The organism is Agrobacterium sp. OT33 (assembly GCF_017313365.1).
Classification (GTDB): Bacteria; Pseudomonadota; Alphaproteobacteria; order Rhizobiales; family Rhizobiaceae; genus Agrobacterium; species Agrobacterium rhizogenes_A.
In genome coordinates, this window is record NZ_JAFLMZ010000011.1 from 130,198 (window position 1) to 150,424 (window position 20,227).

Consider the following 20,227-nt stretch of genomic DNA (forward strand, 5'->3'; position numbering starts at 1 on the left):
CGCATGAACCAACCGGACCCTTGCATGACCCATGTTCTATATCTCGCGCATGATCTGTCGGACCCCGCCATTCGCCGGCGGGTGCTGACCCTGCTTGCGGGCGGGGCGCGGGTGACGCTGGCGGGTTTCCGGCGCGGACAGAACCGGTTGGCGGAGATTGAAGGCGTCGTACCCGTCGTGCTCGGGGAAACCGCCGACGGGCAGTTTCTGCAACGCCTGGCGGCGGTGGCGAAAGCCAGCCTCTCGCTGGGCAAGACCCTGAACGGTATCCCCGCCCCCGACGTCATCCTCGCCAGAAATCTGGAAATGCTGGCGCTGGCAAAGCGGGCCATGTCGATCTATGCTGGGCAGCCGGCGCTGGTTTACGAGTGTCTCGACATTCACCGCCTGCTTCTCAACAAGGGCAAGCCCGGACAGATGCTGAATGCCGCGCAGCGTTATTTCGCCCGTGACGCCAAGCTGCTGGTGACGAGTTCCCCGGCTTTCGTGGAGCATTATTTCAAGCCGGTTTCCGGCCTCAACCTCCCCGTTTTGTTGCAGGAAAACAAGGTGCTGGCGCTTGACACCACCGTTGCCGCCACGCCGCAACCGCGCGCTCCCGCCCCCGGCGAACCATGGAAAATCGGCTGGTTCGGCGCGCTTCGCTGCCGCAAGTCGCTAGCAATCCTCGCCGACTTTGCAAGGCGCATGGAAGGCAGGGTCGAAATCATCCTGCGCGGCCGGCCGGCCTATTCGGAATTTGCCGATTTCGACGGCTTCGTGGCCACTGCCCCGCATGTGCATTTCCATGGGCCTTACAAGAACCCCGAAGACCTTGCCGCCATCTATAACGAGGTGCAGTTCACCTGGGCGATAGACTTTTTCGAGGAAGGCCAGAATTCCAGCTGGCTGCTGCCCAACCGGCTTTACGAAGGCTGCCTTTATGGCACCCTGCCGATTGCGCTTGCCGGCACGGAAACCGCCCGCTTCATCGACAGGCGCGATATCGGCTTCGTCCTGCAGAATGCACGTCCGGACGACCTCGCCGCCCTGTTCGGCCAGATGACGCCGCAAACCTATGCGGACGCCTTCAACACCCTCTCGGCTCTCGACAGGAAACAATGGCTCACCGACCGCGACGATTGCCGCCAGCTGGTCCAGCAATTGTCCTCTCTCGCCAAATCCGCCTCCGGCCATGCCCGTGAAGCGCAGTTTTCACCCGTGTAATGCGTAGGGGGCAAATCATGGAAGGTCGTGGCAATTCCGGCATCAGAACATTGATCGTCATTCCCTGCCTCAACGAGGCAAAGACGATTGAGGGGCTGCTCAACAAGTTCACCGTCGCAATGCAGGGCCGGCTTTTCCGCATCGTGGTTGCCGATGGCGGCAGCACGGATGGAACACGCGATATCGTCACCGCCTTTGCGGCGGCGGATGACCGCGTGACGCTTCTTCCCAATCCGAAGCGCATCCAGAGCGCCGGCATCAACCTTGCCGTCGCCACCTTCGGTGAGGATTTCGATTACCTCATCCGCATCGACGCCCATGGCGATTATCCCGATGATTATTGCCAGCGGCTGATCGAGGACGCCGAGCGCACCGGCGCGGATTCTGTCGTCGTCGCCATGGATACCGTCGGCCACGGCCTGTTTCAGAAGGCGACGGCCATCGCCCAGAATTCCAAGCTCGGCAATGGCGGCTCCAAGCATCGCGAAGGCGCGAAAGGCCACTGGATCGACCATGGCCACCACGCGCTGATGCGGATTGCCGCTTTCGATGCCGTCGGCGGTTATGACGAGAGCTTCAGCCACAATGAGGATGCCGAGCTGGACTTCCGGCTGCGCAAATCCGGTTTCCGCATCTGGATGACCGACAAGACCCGCATGACCTATTATCCGCGCGCCAGCGTCCTGCCGCTGTTCCGGCAATATCTCGCCTATGGGCGCGGCCGGGCGAAGAACCTCCTGAAACACCGCTCCATCCCGAAAATCCGCCAGATGATTCCGCTCGCCGTGCTGCCGGTCTTCATCTTCGCCTTGCTGTCGCTTGTGCATTGGGCCGCACTTATTCCGCTTGGCCTCTGGATCGCCGCATGTGTGGGTTATGGCTTGTGGATGGCAATAGGTCAGAAAAACCCATACGGCCCGCTCGCCGCCTTTTCGGCGATGGTGATGCATCTGGCCTGGTCCACCGGCTTTTGGCTGGAACTCCTGAAATTCCGGGGAAGAAAGGCTGTCTCATGACCGACAACACCGTCACCCGCCCGCATGATTCGAAAACCGTCGATATCGGCATCTGCACCTACAGACGCCCCGCACTCGTCGCCACACTTCTGTCACTCTTCGAACTCGACGTGCCGGAAGGTGTGAAAGTTCGGCTGATTGTTGCGGATAATGACGAGGAGCCAAGCGCCAGGGCGAGTGTGGACCGCTTGCGCGAAACCGCGCCCTTTGAGATCACCTATGTCCATTGCCCGAAATCGAATATTTCGATTGCCCGCAATGCCTGCCTGTCGGAATGCAAGGCGGATTATCTGGCCTTCATCGACGATGACGAAACCGCCCCGCCGCACTGGCTCACCGCCCTTCTGGAAAAAGCCGACGAGACCGGTGCGGAAACCGTTCTCGGCCCCGTGACGGCGGTTTACCGGGACAATGCGCCGGGCTGGATGAAACGTGGTGATTTCCACTCGACCGTTCCGGTCTGGGTCAATGGCGAAATCATCACCGGTTATACCTGCAACACATTGCTCAGGATGGATGCGCCCTCGGTGAAGGGCCGGCGTTTTGCGCTGGCGCTCGGCCAGAGCGGCGGCGAAGACACCCATTTCTTTTCGCATCTTCACGCCGCAGGCGGCCGTATCGTTTTTGCGGAAGACGCCATGCTGTCCGAACCGGTGCCGGAAAATCGCGCCAGCTTCATGTGGCTTGCCAAACGCCGCTTCCGCTCCGGCCAGACCCATGGCCGCGTGCTGGCGGACAGGAAACCCGGTGTACGCCGCGTGGTGCAGGTGCTGAAGGCAGGTTCGAAAGTGCTTTATTGCGCCGTCTTCGCCGCCTTGAACGGTTTCAACGCCGTGCGCCGCAACCGTTATGCGCTGCGTGGCGCGTTGCATATGGGCTCGATGAGCGGCGCTTTCGGCGTGCGTGAAATCCGCCAGTATGGCGCGGTGGAGGCGACCTGATGGAAAACCTTGCCTCGCCGCCCGATATCAGCTTCGTCATCGCCGCCTATAATGCCGCCGATACGATCGAAGCCGCCATTCAAAGCGCGCTCGACCAACAGGGTGTGACGCTGGAAGTGATCGTCGTCGACGACCGTTCCGCCGATGACACCATTGCGCTCGTGGAAGGTATCGCCATCATCGACCCGCGTGTCCGTCTGCTTGCACTTGCCGAAAATCTCGGTCCGGGCGGAGCACGCAATGCCGGCATCGAAGCCGCGACCGGACGCTGGATCGCCGTACTCGATTCCGACGATGTCATTCGCCCGGAACGTTCCGCCTGCATGATGTGCCGGGCGGAAGCCGCCAGTGCGGCGATTGCGGTCGATAATCTCGATGTGGTCTATACCGACGGCAGGCCCATGGAGACGATGTTTCCGGAAGAATTTCTGGAGGAACGGCCGGTTCTCACGCTTGAGGACTTCATTTCCTCCAACATTCTTTTCCGCGCCACTTTCAACTTCGGCTACATGAAGCCGATGTTCCGGCGCGACTTCCTCAATAGCGAGGAATTGCGCTTCCGCGAGGATATCCGCATCGGCGAGGATTATATCCTGCTCGCCTCGGCGCTCGCCGCTGGTGGCCTCTGCGTCATCGAGCCCAAACCGGGTTACATCTACAATATCCGCGAAGGCTCGATTTCACGCGTGCTCGAACTTCATCACGTCGAAGCGATGATGCGGGCGGATCAGGAATTCCTGAGCCATTACACATTGCTGCCGGCCGCCATGGATGCGCAGCAGGCGAGAGCCCGCAGCCTGCGGCTGGCGCATAATTTTTTGACATTGGTGGAAAACATCAAGAGCCGTTCGGTACTCGGCGCCTTGAAGACCACGATAAGAGATCCTGCCGTGCTGGGGCATTTGCGAATGCCGATTGCAGTGCGGCTGAGGAGGCTGCGGGACGCGATGTTTGCGCCTGCGGCAAATACCGGGGTGAAAAGACAGATTTCGTGAATTTTGCGCGTGGACGAAATCTGCGCGGGGACTGGGGACAGATCAAACCTTGATGAAGGAGAACGCGATGGACCTGAACAGAACTGTCAGAAAAGCCGTCATTCCCGTAGCCGGCAACGGCACACGATTTTTGCCCGCCACCAAGGCGATGCCGAAGGAAATGCTGACGATCGTCGACCGGCCGGTCGTGCAATATGCCGTTGACGAAGCCATGCAGGCCGGCATCGAGCACATTATTTTCGTGACGAGCCGCAACAAGACGGCCATCGAAGACTATTTCGACAGCGCGCCGGAACTCATCAACACGCTGACCCGCTCCGGCAAGACCGTGCAGGTATTGCAGCTTGAAAAGATGCTGCCCGTTGCCGGTACGGTGAGCTACACGCGCCAACAGGTGCCGCTCGGTCTCGGCCACGCCGTCTGGTGCGCGCGCGAACTGGTGGGCAAGGAGCCTTTCGCCCTGCTTCTGCCTGACATGGTCTCCTATGGCGCACGCGGCTGCATCGCTGGCCTGATGGAGCTTTACGATGAAGTCGGCGGCAATATTCTCGGTGTCGAGGAATGCCTGCCGGAAGAAGTCTCGTCCTATGGCGTCGTCGGCGTCGGCCAGAAGGTCAATCATGGCTTCGCCGTCACCGAAATGGTCGAAAAGCCGGAACCATCCAAGGCGCCTTCGAATTATTACCTGAATGGCCGTTATATCCTGCAGCCGGAAATCTTCGATATTCTCGCCAAGCAGGAGCGCGGCGCGGGCAATGAAATCCAGCTGACCGACGGCATGAAGCGGCTTGCCGAAAAGCAGTCTTTCCATGCGCAGAAATATAGCGGCCGCACCTTCGACTGCGGCAGCAAGCAGGGCTTCATCGCCGCCAACGTCGCCTTCTCGCTGCTGCGCGCCGACATGGAGGCGCAGGTTCTCGCTTCCGTGAAGGAACTGGTGGCAAACCACGAAAGCCGCGTCCAGGCGGCCTGACTTTAATCGCGCCGCCGGGGGAGGCGGCCGGCGCACCAATAACGGGGGGCGGGAAGGCGAGCATTGTTCGGCTTCCCGCGTACCATTTTAATTCACAAGGTAGGTCCATGCACCACAAGACCTTTAAATCCAATATCGGTTTTCCGGAGTCCGGCAAGGATTCCGACACGTTCATCGACCTCGACCGCCTGTGGGCCGCCGTGGTGCGCCGTGCCAATGTCATCGCCGCATCGGTCATCGCCGCCGTGGTTCTGGCCGGCCTTTATCTGGTGCTTGCGACCCCCGTTTACACCGCGATGACGCAGGTGCTGCTGGATGAAAGCCTTTCCCGCTACGCGGAAGAGGAATCGCCGGTGCCCGCCGCGCAGATCGTCGACAACCGCATCGCCAGCGCCGTGGAAATTTTGAAATCCAAGGAAATGGCGCTGACGGTGGTCGACAAGGCCAAGCTCGATGAGAACGACACCATCGTCAATCCGCCGATGTCGCCGGTCGAGCTCGTCAAATCCTCCGTGCGTGGCATTCTCGATCTCGTCCTGCCGGGCGATCCGCCGGTCTCCGAAGCCGCAATCCGCGCCGGACGCCGCGAAAAGGCCGCCGCCGTTCTGCAGCAGTCGCTGACGGTGGAACGTGTCGGCCGCAGCTCGGTCATCGCCATCTCCACCCGCTCGACCGACCGCCAGCTTGCCGCGCAGATCGCCAAGACCTATGCGCAGGCCTACCTCACCGAACAGCTGAATGCCAATTTCGACGCCAGCGAGCGCGCCTCGGTATGGTTGCAGGAACGCATGACGGACCTTAACCAGCGCGCCCAGGCGGCTGAACTGGCAGTGCAGAAATTCAAGTCGGACAACAACATCGTCTCCTCGCGCGGCGAGCTGATGTCCGAAGGCCAGCTTGCCGATCTGAACGGCCAGCTGATCGCCGCGCAGGCCGATGCCGCGACGGCCTCTGCCCGTTACAACCAGTATAAATCGATCATCGACCGCGGACCGGATGCGGCTGTCGACAATGCCGTGGTTTCGGCCCGCGACACCGACAACTCGGTCATTCAGGATCTGCGCAAACGCTACATCACCATTTCCGACCGGCACCAGGGCATCGTCCAGCAATTCGGGGCCGATCACCCGCAGGCGGTCGCGCTGGACGCCGAAAAGAAAGAGGTTTCGCGGCAGATTTATCAGGAACTGCAGCAGCTGACCGGCAGCCTGAAGAACGAATACGACGTCACCAATTCCCGCGTGCAATCGCTGCGTGACAATATCGATCGTGTTGCAGGCCGCAATTCCGAGGCCAACATCACCATGGTCCAGCTGCGCGAACTCGAGCAGCGGGCAACGGCGCTGCGCACCCTCTACCAGTCCTATCTCGGCCGCTTCGAGGAAGCATCCCAGAAGCAGTCGCTGCCGATTGCCAAGGCGCGCATCATCTCCGAAGCGGGTCTGCCGACATCGCCTTCCAGCCCGAAAAAGACCATGACCATGGCGCTTTCGGTCATCCTCGGCCTGATGCTGGGCGGCGGTATTGCAGCGCTTCTCGAGTTCCGCGATCGCTTCTTCCACACCGGCAACGATGTGCGTGACAATCTGCGCATGCGTTTTCTGGGTTACCTGCCGTTTATTGGCGAGAGGGGCGTGGAAACCGCAAAACCCGGCACCAGCGCCGCCACCCCCGGCAGCGAAAACGCCACGCTTGACGAAAGCGGACAGGTTTCGTTCCAGAAAATGCTGCGCCTTGCCGTCGACAGCCCGCGCTCCAGCTTCGCCGAGACGCTTCGCAATGTGAAACTCACGGCCGATGTCGTCATTCAGGAACGCCAGTGCCGGGTCATCGGTGTCATTTCCTGCCTGCCGAACGAAGGCAAGTCGGTCGTGGCGCTCAATCTCGCCGGGCTGATCGCCTCCACCGGCAAGCGCACGCTGGTGGTGGATGCCGATATCCGCAATCCCGGCCTCAGCCGCATGTTGACGACACGGCAATCCGCCGGCCTGGTGGAAGTCGTGCTCGATGAAGTTCCGTGGACGCAGGCGGTAAAGGTCGATACGCGCACGAAGATGGGCATCCTGCCGGTTTCCACCAGCAACCAGTTCGCCCATTCCAGCGAGCTGCTCTCCTCCTCCGGCATGCGCAAATTCATCGAATCTGCCCGCGAAGCCTGCGATTACATCATCGTCGACCTGGCGCCAGTGGTTCCCGTCATCGACGCCAAGGCTTTCGCGCCGCAGGTGGACGGTTTCGTGTTCGTCACCGAATGGGGCAAGACACCGATCCAGATGGTGCAGAACCTGATGGCGAACGAACCGCAGATCGCCAACAAGACGCTGGGCATCGTGCTGAACAAGACCGACATGACGGAATTGCAGCGTTATGCCGGCCCCGGCGGTTCAGAGCATTATCACGAGAGCTTCTCGGCCTATTACGGTGACGCAAAGCCACCGGTGAAGGAAAACGCGTGATCGTGAAACGGCCCGGTGAAAACCGGGCCGTTTTATTCTGTTGACGATTCCAACGACAAACCGATGGTATTGCCCGCCGAAATTGCGCATTGATGGCGTAAGGCTAAAATCGCAAGCAGGATCAGTCCCATGCCATCACCCATCGCCTTTGTTTCGCGGATGAACGCGGAAGCGGAAGCCGTCTGGAAACAGGCGCTGCGCGCCGCCATGCCGCAGGAGGAAATCCTCTCCTTCGCCGAATTGACCGACGACCAGAGACGGGCCGTGGATTTCGCCATCGTCGCCAATCCCGATCCGGCCGATATTGCCGCACTGCCGGGCCTCACATGGATCCACAGCCTGTGGGCAGGCGTCGAGCGGCTGGTGCTGGAGCTGGGCGACAAGGCCCCGCCCATCGTCCGCCTGAAGGACCCGGAGCTTTCGCGCGTCATGGCCGAAGCGGTACTGGCATGGACCTATTATCTGCAGCGCGACATGCCGGCCTATCGCGAAAACCAGCAAAAAGCCCTCTGGCAGGAGCTGGACTACCGCGATCCGGGCGAGATGACCATCGGTCTCCTCGGCCTCGGGGCACTCGGCACGGCCGCAGCGGAACGCCTCACCCATGCCGGGTTCAACGTTGCCGGCTGGAGCCGCTCGGCCAAGGCGATCGGGAACGTGGAAACGCTGACCGGTGACGATGGGCTGCAGGCATTGCTGGAAAAAAGCGATATCCTCGTCTGCCTCGTGCCGCTCACCGATGCGACGCGCGGTTTGCTCGATGCTCGCCGTCTCGCATCGATGAAACAGGGAGCAGCGCTTGTCAATTTCGCCCGTGGCGCCGTGATCGTCGCCGACGACCTGATTTCCGCACTCGATTCAGGCGGGCTCTCGCATGCCGTTCTCGATGTCTTCGAACAGGAACCGCTACCTGCCTCTTCGCCATTCTGGCGGCACGCGAAAGTCACCGTCCTGCCGCATATTTCCGCGCCGACGAGCCGGGAAAGCTCTGCGCGGATCGTGGCCGGCAATGTTCGCACATGGCGCGAGACGGGCAAATTGCCGGAAACAGTCGATATGGCACGCGGTTACTGAACCGGCAGCAAGAGGCGGGCGGCCTATTCGGCCGCCACCACCCTGCCTGGTGGCACCAATTCGGTATCCCGACACCACATATCTGGAGATCGCACCCGCCAGATCGGGTCATTGATTGACAATTGCCATCCTCAATACGCCAGAAATTGCCGCAAACGGAACGGCCACAAAGGAATTATTAAGCCTCAATACGGGCGCTGACGGTCGCGGTGCCGTCCGCGCCCGGGTCTTCGCCACACCGCGACCAGAGGGAACAACAATGAAAATACTTTTGGGTGCCACAATTCTTTCCGCCGGCTTCGCCTTTTCAGGCGGCGCAGCCCTTGCCGCCGACTGCGGAAACGTGACGATCGCCAGCATGAACTGGCAATCCGCCGAAGTCGCCGCCAATCTCGACAAGTTCATTCTTGAAAATGGCTATGGATGCTCCGCCGAAATCGTCACCGGCGACACCGTGCCGACATTGACCTCCATGGCCGAAAAAGGCCAGCCGGATATCGCGCCGGAAGCCTGGGTCAGCCTGCAGCCGGAAATCGTCAAGCAGGGGCTGGAAGGCGGCAAGGTCGTCGCGGCTGCGAAAATCCTCTCCGACGGCGCGGTCCAGGGCTGGTGGATCCCGAAATATGTCGCCGAAGCCAATCCTGACCTCAAGACCATTCCGGACCTTTTCAAGCATCCCGAACTCTTCCCCTCGCCGGAAGACAAGGCAAAGGGCGCTGTCTTCAACGGCCCGCAGGGCTGGGGCGGCACCGTCGTCACCGCGCAATTGTTCAAGGCCTTCGGTGGTGAGAAGGCCGGCTTCACCCTGGTCGATACCGGCTCCGCCGCAGGTCTCGACGGCTCCATCGCCAAGGCTTACGAGGCCAAGCAGCCATGGGTCGGTTATTACTGGGCGCCCACCTCGCTGCTCGGCAAATATGAGATGGTGAAGCTCGGCTTCGGCACGGAGTATGATGCCGCTGAATGGAAGCGCTGCACCTCGATTGCCGATTGTCCGGACCCGAAGCCCAACGCATGGCAGGTGGACGATGTGCAGACGCTGGTCAGCAAGACCTTCGCCGACCGTGCCGGCCCGGCCATGGATTATCTGAACAAGCGCGCCTGGACCAACGACACCGTCAACAAACTGATCGCCTGGATGACCGACAACCAGGCGACCGGCGAAGATGGCGCCAAGCACTTCCTGAAGGAAAACGAGGCTCTGTGGACGGGTTGGGTGTCTTCTGACGTCGCGCAAAAGGTCAAGGCCGCCCTTTAAGGCGGATCCGACACATCTGCCCGGCACCCGGCGTTCGTCACAGGCGGCGCCGGGCGGCATCGATGCCGAAAACCACGCGGTTTTCTGAGGGCGCGATGCACCGGCTCAACAGGATGGAGCGTTCAGCCCGGCATCCCCGAAGATGCGGCCGCGCTCTGGCGACTTTACTCCCGGAGCGCGGAGGATATCGGTCCCCGCCTCCGGTTCGTCATGGAGAACAGGATATGGAATGGCTTTTCAAATTTCCGACCATGAATGACGATGCTCTGCGCGCGCTGAAAAAAGTCATCGACGAAGGCTTCCGGGCATTTACCCGAACCTATGGCAGCGCAATAGAGGGGCTGTTCACACCCCTTCAGAGCTTCCTCATCTGGGCGGAAAGGCTTTTGATCGGCGCGCCCTGGCCGGTCGTTATTCTTATTGTCGGTGTGCTCGCCTGGTTCGCCAGCCGCAGCGCCACCATTGTTGCCCTCTGTTGCGGCATTCTCTTCGCCATCGGCTGGTTCGGCATGTGGGAAGACACGATGAAGACGATTTCGATGATCTTCGTCTGCGCCGTGCTGTCCATCGTCATCGGCCTGCCGATCGGCATCGCCATGGCGCGCTCCAACCGCCTGCAGAATGTGGTCAATCCCGTTCTCGACGTGATGCAGACGATGCCGAGTTTCGTCTATCTCATTCCCGTCGTCATGCTGCTCGGCATCGGCCGCGTGCCCGGCGTCATCGCCGTCGTCATCTACGCCATTCCGCCGATGATCCGTCTCACCAATCTCGGCATCCGCATGGTCGACCGTGATGTGCTGGAGGCGGCGGACGCTTTCGGTTCTTCGAAGCGCCAGAAGCTTTTCAAGGTGCAACTGCCGCTGGCGCTGCCCACCATCATGGCCGGCATCAACCAGACCATCATGATGGCGCTCGCCATGGTCGTCATCGCCTCCATGATCGGCGTACAGGGCCTCGGCCAGCCGGTGCTGAAGGCCATCGCCAACCAGTATTTCACGCTCGGCGTATTCAACGGGCTTGCCATTGTCGGCATCGCCATCATCTTCGACCGCATCAGCCAGGCCTATGGCCTTCGCCTGCAAAAACACCGGGAAGTGGCGCATGGCTAGTCAATCGATCGAAATTCGCAGCCTCTACAAAATTTTCGGCTCCAAGGCGGCAGATTTTGTCGAACCCGTCAGGGCCGGCATGTCCAAGGCGGAACTCAACGCCAAACACGGCCATGTGCTTGGCCTGCGCGATATCAACATCACCATGCCGGGCGGGCAGATCACCGTCATCATGGGCCTTTCCGGCTCCGGCAAATCGACGCTGATCCGCCACGTCAACCGGCTGATCGACCCGACGGCCGGCGAAATCCTCTATGGCGGAGCCGATGTCTGTCGCCTGAACGAAACGGAGCTTCTGGAATTCCGCCGCCACAAGACGGCAATGGTGTTCCAGAAATTCGGCCTCCTGCCACATCGCAACGTGCTGCAGAATGTCGTCTACGGCCTTGAAGTGCAGGGCATCGACAAGCGCGAGCGGGAAGAACGCGCCGAAGTCTGGATCAGGCGCGTGGGGCTGGAGGGATTTTCCAGCCACTATCCGAACCAGCTTTCCGGCGGCATGCAGCAGCGTGTTGGCCTTGCCCGGGCGCTGACCAACAATGCCGAAATTCTGTTGATGGACGAAGCCTATTCGGCGCTCGATCCGCTCATTCGCGTCGACATGCAGACGGTGCTGCTGGAATTGCAGAAGGAACTGAAAAAGACCGTGGTCTTCATCACCCACGATCTCGATGAGGCGCTGCGGCTGGGCGACAAGATCGCCATTCTACGCGACGGCGAAATCATCCAGCAGGGCACGGCGGCCGAAATCGTCATGTCGCCGGCCGACAGCTATATCGAGGCCTTCGTTGAAGAGGTCAATCGCGGCCGGGTCATCCGCCTCGGCGCCATCGTCCAGCCGGAATTTTCCGGCCAGTCGCGGCTTCAGCTCGATGCGGATATGACGGTTGAAGAAGGCCTGCGCGCACTCGTGCGGGAAAATGTCGGCAGTGCCACGGTCGTTGGAGAAAACGGCAAGTCGCTCGGCGCCGTCACCACCGATGCCATCATGCGCTGCCTCGTCAGGACCGCACATGGCGAGGAAGGCGGCATGTCTGAGCGCCTTTCAGGCTGAGCCTTCAAGCCATCCGGCCATCCCCTTCGCCGCCGCCTTGCCGGTGGCGAAACAGGCGGTCAGCAGATAACCGCCGGTCGGTGCTTCCCAATCCAGCATTTCCCCGGCAACGAACAGGCCGGGGAGCTTTTTCAGCATGTAGTTTTCATCAAGGCCGCTCCATGCGATACCACCGGCCGATGAAATCGCTTCGGCAATCGGCCTCGGCCGCAAGAGCGGTATTTCCGCATGTTTTATTCTCGCGGCGACGAAATCGTCCGGCATGGCCGCGATGTCGGGAAAGATTTCCCGCAGAAGCCCGACCTTCACAGCCGATAGGCCCGCCGCCTTGCGCATGCGGTTTGCAAAACTCTCCTTCCGCCCGAGCTTCGCCAAGTCCCGGCTGAGGCGTTCCACCGTACGTCCGGGGGCAAGATCAATGGCAAGCGAGGCCTTGCCCGCCTGCTCCAGCCGGTCGCGCAGGGCGGCGGAATGGGCATAGACCACGCTGCCCTCAATGCCGTGCTTGGTTATCACGAACTCGCCCTGAAACGCTCCGGCCGGTGAAATGGTGATGGTGGATTTCACCGCCTCACCGGCAAAACGCTGGCGGAAGACATCACTCCATTCGACGTCGAAACCACAATTGGCAGGACGGAAAGGGGAAATCTCCACGCCCTTTGCCGCAAGCGGGGGAACCCATGCGGCATCCGAGCCCAGACGCGGCCAGCTTGCGCCGCCAAGGGTCAGAAGAACGGCATCGGCCTCAATGGCGAGATCGCCCTCCGGTGTCGCAAAAACCAGCCGCTCGCCGGAAAAGCCCGTCCAGCGGTGCCGCGTCCTGATGGTCACACCCTGCGCCTCCAGCCGGGCGAGCCAGGCCCGCAGCAGCGGTGAGGCTTTCATGACTTTGGGGAACACCCGGCCCGATGTGCCGACGAAGGTTTCCTGCCCCAGCCCATGCGCCCAGTCGCGCAACATGTCAGGTGTGAAATCATCGAGAGCGGCGTGTAGCGCCGGTTCGGCATCGCCAAACCGGTGGCGGAAACTGTCGTAGTCTTCGGCATGGGTGATGTTGAGGCCGGATTTTCCAGCCATCAGCAATTTGCGCGCCACGGTTGGCATCGCCTCGAACACAGTCACGACATGGCCTGCGGCCGAGAGCATTTCGGCCGCCATCAACCCCGCCGGTCCGCCACCGACAATCGCGACCTGCCTCGCCTTTGCCAAAACCCTCTCCATCACCATCTTCACCATTGAGAGCCTTATACCGATTTCCGTATGTGAATATATGCGATATTGAACGGCCATGTTCACGCTCGACCGCCCCGTTACCTTTTCACAGGATATCAAGAAAAGCCGCTTCATCGCCTTTGCCGCGCCGATAACCGGCGAGGAGGATGCAAAAAGCTTCCTCGTGGCGCATTCGGACCTCGATGCCAACCACAATTGCTGGGCGTGGCGCACCGGTCAGACCTATCGTTTCAGCGATGACGGCGAACCCTCGGGGACAGCCGGGAAGCCGATCCTTCAGGCCATTGACGGCCAGGCGCTGGATAATGTCGCCGTTCTCGTCATCCGCTGGTTCGGCGGCATCCTGCTCGGCAGCGGCGGCCTGATGCGCGCCTATGGCGGCACGGCGGCGGCCTGCCTTCGCCTTGGTGAGACCTCGCCGGTCATCGCCTATGTCAGTGCCACGCTGAGCTGCCCCTTTTCCGATCTGGCGCTCGTAAAATCCCGCCTTGCCGCCACGCAGAACCTGCGGCTGGAGAGGGAGGATTTCACCGGCACCGGTGCGGATATGCTGCTCTCAGTTCCGGCCGGGGAAGCCGAACGTCTCACCCGGCTTTTAAGCGACCTGACCAGCGGGCGCGTCAATCTCCATATTCCCGACTAAGCACGCCTGTCCGAATGCGAGATTCGTGCTAAGGAAGCGCCATGTCATCTGAGCTTTCCAACCCCATCTACAATCCGCCGCTCGAGCCCTGGCTCACCATTGTCCACCGGGATGACGATCTGCTGGTGCTGGACAAGCCGAGCGGGCTTCTCTCCGTGCCGGGGCGCGATCCGGCGCTCTTCGATAGCCTGATGACGCGGGTGCAGAAACAGTTTCCGAAAGCGCTGATGATCAACCGGCTCGACAAGGACACATCGGGCATCGTGCTGATGTCGTTGAACCGCAGGGCCCACGCCGCCATCGCCGCCCAGTTCGAGAACCGCGAGACACGTAAATCCTATGTGGCCGTCGTGTGGGGTACGGTCGCGGATGAAGCGGGCGAGGTGGACCTGCCGCTGGCGATCGATCCCGATAACAAACCTCGCCATCGCGTGGACCACGAAAATGGCAAGCCGGCGCAAAGCCTGTGGCGAGTGCTGGAACGATTGCCGCTTCCGGCGACAAGGCTGGCACTCACGCCCCTCACCGGTCGCACCCACCAGTTGCGGGTGCATATGAAGGCGCTCGGCCATCCGATCCTCGGCGATGAATTTTATGCCGATGGCGAGGCGCTCGCGGCCGCGCCACGCCTGATGTTGCATGCGCAGGAGATCGGCTTCCGCCATCCCGATGGCCGCGACGTCACCTATACCGTGCCCTGCCCGTTCTGAAGGCCTCCGATGAAAGAGCAAGACGAAAGCTTCGTGGTGGATTTTGTCGGCGGTGCGGTCGGGCACCGTTTCCGCTCCGGCGAAGGGCGCGGGCAGGCCCTGCCCAAAGCCGCCGGTTTCACCAAGGGCCGCACGCCAAAAATCGTCGATGCCACGGCGGGGCTGGGGCGGGATGCCTTCCTGCTCGCGTCGCTCGGGGCGGAGGTTACCCTCATTGAACGCTCACCGGGCATGCACGCCCATCTGGCGGACGGTATTCGCCGCGCCCTTGAAGCGGGCGGCGCCTATGCCGAGGCAGCTGCGCGCATGACGCTCCTCAATGGCGATTCCCGTTATCTGCTGAAAGAGCTTTCACCCGAGGTGGTGATCGTCGATCCCATGCATCCGCCGCGCCACAACACGGCGCTGGTGAAAAAAGAGATGCGGGTGCTGAGAGAACTGGTGGGTTCCGATCCCGATCAGGTGGAACTGATGGAGGCGGCGCTGGAGAATGCGACGAAACGGGTGGTTCTGAAATGGCCGCTGCGCGCCGATCCGATGCCGGGCATTCGCAAGCCCTCGCATCAGATAATGGGCAAGAATACCCGTTATGATGTCTTCATGATCTTCGGAAAATCTCTCGATCCCGAGGAATGATCAGCGGAAGCTCGGCTTGCGCTGCGCATTCATCAGAAGCTCGTGCCGCGAGGCGAACTCGCCGAACAGCTTTCTGAGCCTCGTCTCTTCCGCCTTGTCCAGCCGGTAACGGCGGCAGAATTCCGCGACGTTCAGGATCGGCTTGGTTCTGTTCCCGTTTATTGTCTTGTTGTCGATGATTTGCATGGCGTCCTCCGTCTGACAGAGGCCAAACGTGACGGCGGGCTTCCGGTTCCCTATCAATTCGCATGGATGAAAAAAGGGCGCGTGACAGCACACGGCCTCATCAAGTTTTCTTGAAACTCTCGCAGGAAACGAAATCCTCCCCAAATGGTTCTCTGCCTGACGTAAACGAAGGAAGGGAGACCCATGTTCCACAACAACCGATTTCTGAGTTCGACGATCCTGTGCGCGCTGCTTGCCGTGCCACTTGCCGGCGCTGCCCATGCACAGACCGCCCCGGCTGCCGAGACGAAACGGGCCAATGCGCCGGATCAGAAGCCGGCTTTCGAGGGCCAGACGCGCGCGCCGCAGGCTGACGCCCAGCCAAACATTGAAAAAACCGTTGTCGCCGAGGGTCTGCCGCATCTCTGGTCGATGGAATTCCTGCCCGATGGCCGCATGATCGTCGCCGCCAAGGAAGGCGCCATGCATATCGTCGCTGATGGCAAGGCAGGCCCCGCGATAGGGGGTGTGCCTGAGGTGGCATCCGCTGGACAGGGTGGTCTCCTCGACATCGCGCTGGCTCCCGATTTCGAGACATCGCGTAAAATCTTCTTTTCCTTCTCCGAACCACGTGATGGCGGCAACGGCACCTCCGTCGCCTCAGCCAAGCTGACCGAAGATGGCGGTGCGGCAAAACTGGAAGATGTCTCGGTGATTTTCCGCCAGATGCCCACCTATGACGGCGACAAGCATTTCGGCTCGCGCCTCGTCTTCGGCCCTGACAACGAGCTTTACGTCACCGTCGGCGAACGTTCGGATGCCACACCGCGCGTTCAGGCGCAGGATCTGTCGAGTGGTCTTGGCAAGGTCTTTCGCATTGATGCCGAAGGCAAGGCTTTCAAGGGCAACCCCTTCGCCGGCCAGCAGAATGCGCTGCCGGAAATCTGGAGCTATGGCCACCGCAACCTGCAGGCCGCAGCACTTGATGGAGAGGGCAGGCTCTGGACCGTGGAACATGGCCCGAAGGGCGGCGATGAGCTGAACATGCCGAAAGCGGGCCTCAATTACGGCTGGCCGGTTATCACCTACGGCGTCGAATATAGCGGCCGGTCGGTTGGCGAAGGCGCCACCGCCAAAGAAGGCATGGAACAGCCGGTCTATTATTGGGACCCCGTCATCGGCCCTTCCGGCATGGCCTATTATGGCGGCGACCAGATTCCCGAGTGGAAGGGCGCCTTCATTGTCGGTGGTCTGGTGAGCCAGGGTCTCGTCATCCTGCATATCGATGGCGACAAAGTCGCGACCGAAAGCCGGCTACCGCTCGAAGCGCGCATCCGCGACGTCAAGATCGGGCCGGATGGCGCGGTCTATGCCGTAACCGAACAGCGGGGCGGCAACTCGCAGATTCTCCGGATTGCCAAAGCCAGCTGAAAAACGATCGGCTGCAAAAACTGATGATCAAAGCAACAGGCCGCCGGAACGAAGGCGGCCTGTTTTTCGTTTGCCGCAGCGTAAAACCTGCCGGAAAAACCATGCCACAACCGCCTACCCGCCTTCTTGCCAAAATCGGACTTACCTATGTCAATGATCAGGAGCCGGGTATTTCCCGCGAAAAACGCGGGCGTGGTTTCTGTTACCGGCTGCCGGGCGGCGAACTTCTCTCCGACGGCATCGAACTGAAGCGCATCAAGTCGCTCGGCGTGCCGCCCGCCTACCGGGACGTCTGGATATGCATCGATCCATCAGGGCATTTACAGGCCACCGGCTTTGATGCGCGTGGGCGAAAACAATATCGGTATCATCCCGACTGGCATGCGCTGCGTGGTGAGACGAAATTCTTCCAGCTCAAGAGTTTCGGCAAGGCGTTGCCCGCCATTCGTCGCCGCGCGATAGCCGATATTGGCAAGCAGGACCATGGGGAGGAAATGACGCTGGCAGCGCTCACCCTCCTTCTTGACGCCGCCTATCTGCGCGTCGGCAACCGCTCCTATCTCGAAACCAACGGCACCTATGGCGCGACGACCCTGCTCAAACGGCACGTCTCCTTCGGTGAAACCATCGAATTGCGCTTCGCCGCCAAGGGCGGGCAAAAAGTGAAGCGGCAATTGCGCCATCCCCGCCTTCAAAAAATCCTCGAGGAAATCGCCGATCTGCCCGGCAAGGAGCTCTTCGTCTGGCAGGATAGCGAAAACCGGGTGCATTCGGTCGATTCCAGCGATCTCAACGCTTACCTTTCCCGCACCGGCGGAGCCGGTATTTCCGCCAAGACCTTTCGCACCTGGGGCGGCACGCTTGCGGCCTTCTGCGATGCGATGGAGCATGTGGCGGCAGGGGGAAAACCAAGCATAAAGGGCATGTGTCAGGCGGCAGCGACTGAGCTTTCCAATACCCCTGCCATCTGCCGCAAGAGTTACGTGCACCCTGCCGTTCTTGAGATTGCGACGGAGGAAAAGGCACAGAAAAAGCTTGGCCGTATTTTGAAAGTCGGGGCAAAGCCCGTCTCCGGCCTCAGGGCGGATGAAAGACGGCTGCTTGCCTTCCTGCCGTGAGGCTCAGCGGCTACCCGCCCACTCCGCCAGTTCCCGCTCGGCCCTTTCCAGCGCGCTGTAATTCAAAAGCTTGCGCAGGAAGGCCACCGTGACGGCGCGGGTTCGAAGATTATACCGGCCTTCCGCATCGTCATCACCCGGCGCCTGATGCACGTTCAGCTTTTCATAGAGGCTTTGCAGCCGGTTCTGCACGCTGCGCAGCGACAGGTTGCGGCGGCGCGCAATCGCCTTGTCGGTGAGGCCGAGTGCGACATCGACAAGGATTTCATATTCGGAATCGGTAAAACCATGCGCCTTTCCAAGGCTCTTTTCCTGCAGACCACGCACTTCCCGGTCGATCACGCATTGCGCCTCGATAAAGATGCTACGCAGCGCCAGCCGCAACCGGTCATCGGAGGCCGATTTCAGCACGTAACCATAGGCGGCACCCTCGGGCACGATGCGGGAAACACCGCGCACATAGGCCTCGTCGGAATAGTTGGACCAGAACAGGATGCGGGTATCCGGCCTCTCCTTCCAGATGGTGCGCGCCGCCTCGATGCCGTTGCGCTCGTTCATCTGCAAATCCATGACGATATGGGCGGCCCGGTTCTCCCGCGCCAGCTTTTCGCCGGTTCTGCCGTTGGCTGCTTCCAGCACCTTGTCACATTCCGGCAGGGCGGCGCGCACGGCCTCATTGAGATAGGCGCGGTGCAGCGCATCGTCCTCGACGATCAGCACATCCATGTCACACATCCTCCCGCCGGTCGAAAGCGCCTTCCGGCAGCGTTACGGTCATGCGGGTTCCGGCTCCCGCGCCGTTGCCGCCGATATCGAACCGCGCCGAAATCAGCCGCGCCCGCGTCTTCATGTTGCCGATGCCGAGACCGCCGGAGGCCCCGCCTCCACCGCCGCCGCTGCCGTCATCACTGACAGTCACCCGCAAACCGCCATCGACGGAGGAAAGCGTCACGGCAATGGTTTCCGGCTGGGCATGGCGAATGGCATTATTGACCGCCTCCTGCACGATGCGGAACAGCGAGATGGCCACCGTCTTGTCGAGCGTTTCCACCAGCCCATCGGTCTCATCGGTTACCGACCATTCAATCATATATCCGCTGTCACGAACGGAGCGGTCAACATAGGTCTCGATCGCCTGCACGACGCCGAACAATTGCAGGATGGAGGGTTTTGCCTCCTCGATGATCTCGCGCAGGTCCTGCATGCAGTGCTGCAGGCTGCGCACCACCGGCTCCAGCATCTCGCCCGAAACATCGGCGGCATGGCTCATGCGTTCGATGCGCCGCGCCAGCCGTGTGAGATCCGCCAGCGTCTGGTCGTGCAAATCCATGCCGATGCGCTGCCGCTCGGCCTCCAGCGCCTCGGTCAATTGCAGGGCGCCCAGCCGCAGGCCCTCCTCGCGGGCATTGGCGCGCGCCTCCTCGATGGCCGAACGCTTGGCCTGCTCGGCGGCGCGAATGGCATAGAAATAGGGTGCCAGCAAATCCGCAACCGCGCGGGCATTGGCGACATCCTCCATCGAATAGGCATCCGACTGATGTGAGGAGCAGCTGAGCGCGCCGATGATATCACCATGCACCTTCATCGGCACATGCAGGCGGCTATGCAGGCCAAGTTCGATGATCGGGCTTGAAAACGATCCTTCGAAATGAAAACGCGGATCGGCGCAGGCATCGCCGCTCAAAAGATATTCGACCGCACCTGACAGCAGGGATCGGATCGGGCTACCGGTCAGAAGGGCGGGCGGCTGCCGGCTCCAGGCGCTGACCAGACCGCTCTCATAGGCGATGTGATATTTGTCATCCAGCTGCTTGATGCAGACATCCATATGGTCATGCGGGATAATATGGCTGATCTCGGTGGCGACAGCCTGGATGATGGCATTGAATTCCAGCTGCCCGGCAAGCAACCGCGAAATGCCCATATAGTGGTGAAAGAGCGCGCTTTTCGGCGTATCCAGCATGTGCGGACGCCCTCCCAAGCGCCTGCCTTCGACCATTGCGGCTGAGATGACCCGTCAGAACGCCGCGTCATCCATTCTGCGCTCGGCAAGGCCGTTTCGTCCTGCGGGTTCCCGCATGCTTTCTGCGGAAACCCGCAGGAAGATTGCCGTGATCCGCCTGTACAAGCCAAATCTTCTTGGTCATTCTCGCTTGTACTGGGGAACGGAGCTCCAGTGCAACGGGATTTCGTCTGCTGCCGAGGA

At 61.0% G+C, this 20,227-nt stretch carries 19 protein-coding genes; 15 read left to right on the forward strand and 4 right to left on the reverse strand.

The window, feature by feature from the left end:
* The first annotated feature begins 24 nt into the window (after positions 1-24).
* The 10 genes from JZX88_RS23520 (at position 25) to JZX88_RS23565 (ending at position 12,085) form a co-directional block, all read left to right on the forward strand.
* The gene (locus tag JZX88_RS23520; protein ID WP_206914913.1) at positions 25-1,206 is read left to right on the forward strand and encodes a glycosyl transferase family 1; all 1,182 of its coding nucleotides are present in this window, start codon (positions 25-27) and stop codon (positions 1,204-1,206) included.
* A 17-nt stretch (positions 1,207-1,223) separates the two neighbouring features.
* Positions 1,224-2,222: a glycosyltransferase family 2 protein gene (locus JZX88_RS23525; RefSeq protein WP_065116301.1), complete on the forward strand. Its 999-nt coding sequence runs from the start codon at positions 1,224-1,226 to the stop codon at positions 2,220-2,222.
* On the forward strand, positions 2,219-3,163 hold the full coding sequence (locus JZX88_RS23530; protein WP_174032773.1) for a glycosyltransferase family 2 protein: 945 nt from the start codon (positions 2,219-2,221) through the stop codon (positions 3,161-3,163). Before JZX88_RS23525 ends, JZX88_RS23530 begins: the two co-directional genes overlap by 4 nt.
* Positions 3,163-4,158, forward strand: coding sequence for a glycosyltransferase family 2 protein (locus tag JZX88_RS23535; RefSeq protein WP_174032770.1), 996 nt, complete (start codon positions 3,163-3,165; stop codon positions 4,156-4,158). Before JZX88_RS23530 ends, JZX88_RS23535 begins: the two co-directional genes overlap by 1 nt.
* Before the next feature lie 67 nt (positions 4,159-4,225).
* On the forward strand, positions 4,226-5,131 hold the full coding sequence (locus JZX88_RS23540; protein WP_174032767.1) for a UTP--glucose-1-phosphate uridylyltransferase: 906 nt from the start codon (positions 4,226-4,228) through the stop codon (positions 5,129-5,131).
* A 107-nt stretch (positions 5,132-5,238) separates the two neighbouring features.
* On the forward strand, positions 5,239-7,587 hold the full coding sequence (locus JZX88_RS23545; RefSeq protein WP_174032764.1) for a polysaccharide biosynthesis tyrosine autokinase: 2,349 nt from the start codon (positions 5,239-5,241) through the stop codon (positions 7,585-7,587).
* 129 nt (positions 7,588-7,716) lie between these two features.
* Entirely contained in the window at positions 7,717-8,661 is a 945-nt protein-coding gene (locus tag JZX88_RS23550) for a glyoxylate/hydroxypyruvate reductase A (RefSeq protein WP_206914914.1), read from the forward strand.
* A 259-nt stretch (positions 8,662-8,920) separates the two neighbouring features.
* Positions 8,921-9,919: an ABC transporter substrate-binding protein gene (locus tag JZX88_RS23555; protein ID WP_206914915.1), complete on the forward strand. Its 999-nt coding sequence runs from the start codon at positions 8,921-8,923 to the stop codon at positions 9,917-9,919.
* A 224-nt stretch (positions 9,920-10,143) separates the two neighbouring features.
* Positions 10,144-11,031 (forward strand): proline/glycine betaine ABC transporter permease, encoded by an 888-nt coding sequence (locus tag JZX88_RS23560; RefSeq protein WP_206914916.1) that lies wholly within the window; start codon positions 10,144-10,146, stop codon positions 11,029-11,031.
* Positions 11,024-12,085 (forward strand): glycine betaine/L-proline ABC transporter ATP-binding protein, encoded by a 1,062-nt coding sequence (locus tag JZX88_RS23565; RefSeq protein ID WP_110759185.1) that lies wholly within the window; start codon positions 11,024-11,026, stop codon positions 12,083-12,085. Before JZX88_RS23560 ends, JZX88_RS23565 begins: the two co-directional genes overlap by 8 nt.
* Here the strand turns inward: JZX88_RS23565 and JZX88_RS23570 are convergent.
* On the reverse strand, positions 12,077-13,321 hold the full coding sequence (locus tag JZX88_RS23570; protein ID WP_206914917.1) for a TIGR03862 family flavoprotein: 1,245 nt from the start codon (positions 13,319-13,321) through the stop codon (positions 12,077-12,079). The two genes, JZX88_RS23565 and JZX88_RS23570, sit on opposite strands and share 9 nt — an antisense overlap.
* Before the next feature lie 52 nt (positions 13,322-13,373).
* Between JZX88_RS23570 and JZX88_RS23575 the strand changes: the two genes are divergently transcribed.
* From JZX88_RS23575 to JZX88_RS23585, 3 genes are read left to right on the forward strand one after another with little or no spacing between them, the layout of a single operon-like run.
* Positions 13,374-13,961 carry a YigZ family protein gene (locus JZX88_RS23575; RefSeq protein WP_206914918.1) on the forward strand — a complete coding sequence of 196 codons (588 nt, stop codon included), beginning with the start codon at positions 13,374-13,376 and terminating at the stop codon, positions 13,959-13,961.
* A gap of 41 nt (positions 13,962-14,002) precedes the next feature.
* Positions 14,003-14,671 carry a pseudouridine synthase gene (locus JZX88_RS23580; protein WP_206914919.1) on the forward strand — a complete coding sequence of 223 codons (669 nt, stop codon included), beginning with the start codon at positions 14,003-14,005 and terminating at the stop codon, positions 14,669-14,671.
* Between the two features lie 9 nt (positions 14,672-14,680).
* Positions 14,681-15,307 (forward strand): class I SAM-dependent methyltransferase, encoded by a 627-nt coding sequence (locus JZX88_RS23585; protein WP_206914920.1) that lies wholly within the window; start codon positions 14,681-14,683, stop codon positions 15,305-15,307.
* Here the strand turns inward: JZX88_RS23585 and JZX88_RS23590 are convergent, their stop codons facing one another.
* The gene (locus JZX88_RS23590) at positions 15,308-15,493 is read right to left on the reverse strand and encodes a hypothetical protein (protein WP_065116289.1); all 186 of its coding nucleotides are present in this window, start codon (positions 15,491-15,493) and stop codon (positions 15,308-15,310) included.
* A 183-nt stretch (positions 15,494-15,676) separates the two neighbouring features.
* Between JZX88_RS23590 and JZX88_RS23595 the strand changes: the two genes are divergently transcribed.
* Both JZX88_RS23595 and JZX88_RS23600 read left to right on the forward strand, forming a co-directional pair.
* Entirely contained in the window at positions 15,677-16,903 is a 1,227-nt protein-coding gene (locus JZX88_RS23595; RefSeq protein WP_206914921.1) for a PQQ-dependent sugar dehydrogenase, read from the forward strand.
* Positions 16,904-17,004: 101 nt separating this feature from the next.
* Positions 17,005-18,021 (forward strand): DNA topoisomerase IB, encoded by a 1,017-nt coding sequence (locus tag JZX88_RS23600; protein WP_206914922.1) that lies wholly within the window; start codon positions 17,005-17,007, stop codon positions 18,019-18,021.
* A gap of 3 nt (positions 18,022-18,024) precedes the next feature.
* Here the strand turns inward: JZX88_RS23600 and JZX88_RS23605 are convergent, their stop codons facing one another.
* The gene (locus JZX88_RS23605) at positions 18,025-18,747 is read right to left on the reverse strand and encodes a response regulator transcription factor (protein ID WP_010973515.1); all 723 of its coding nucleotides are present in this window, start codon (positions 18,745-18,747) and stop codon (positions 18,025-18,027) included.
* Position 18,748: 1 nt separating this feature from the next.
* Entirely contained in the window at positions 18,749-19,984 is a 1,236-nt protein-coding gene (locus JZX88_RS23610; RefSeq protein ID WP_206914923.1) for a GAF domain-containing sensor histidine kinase, read from the reverse strand.
* Positions 19,985-20,227 lie beyond the last annotated feature (243 nt).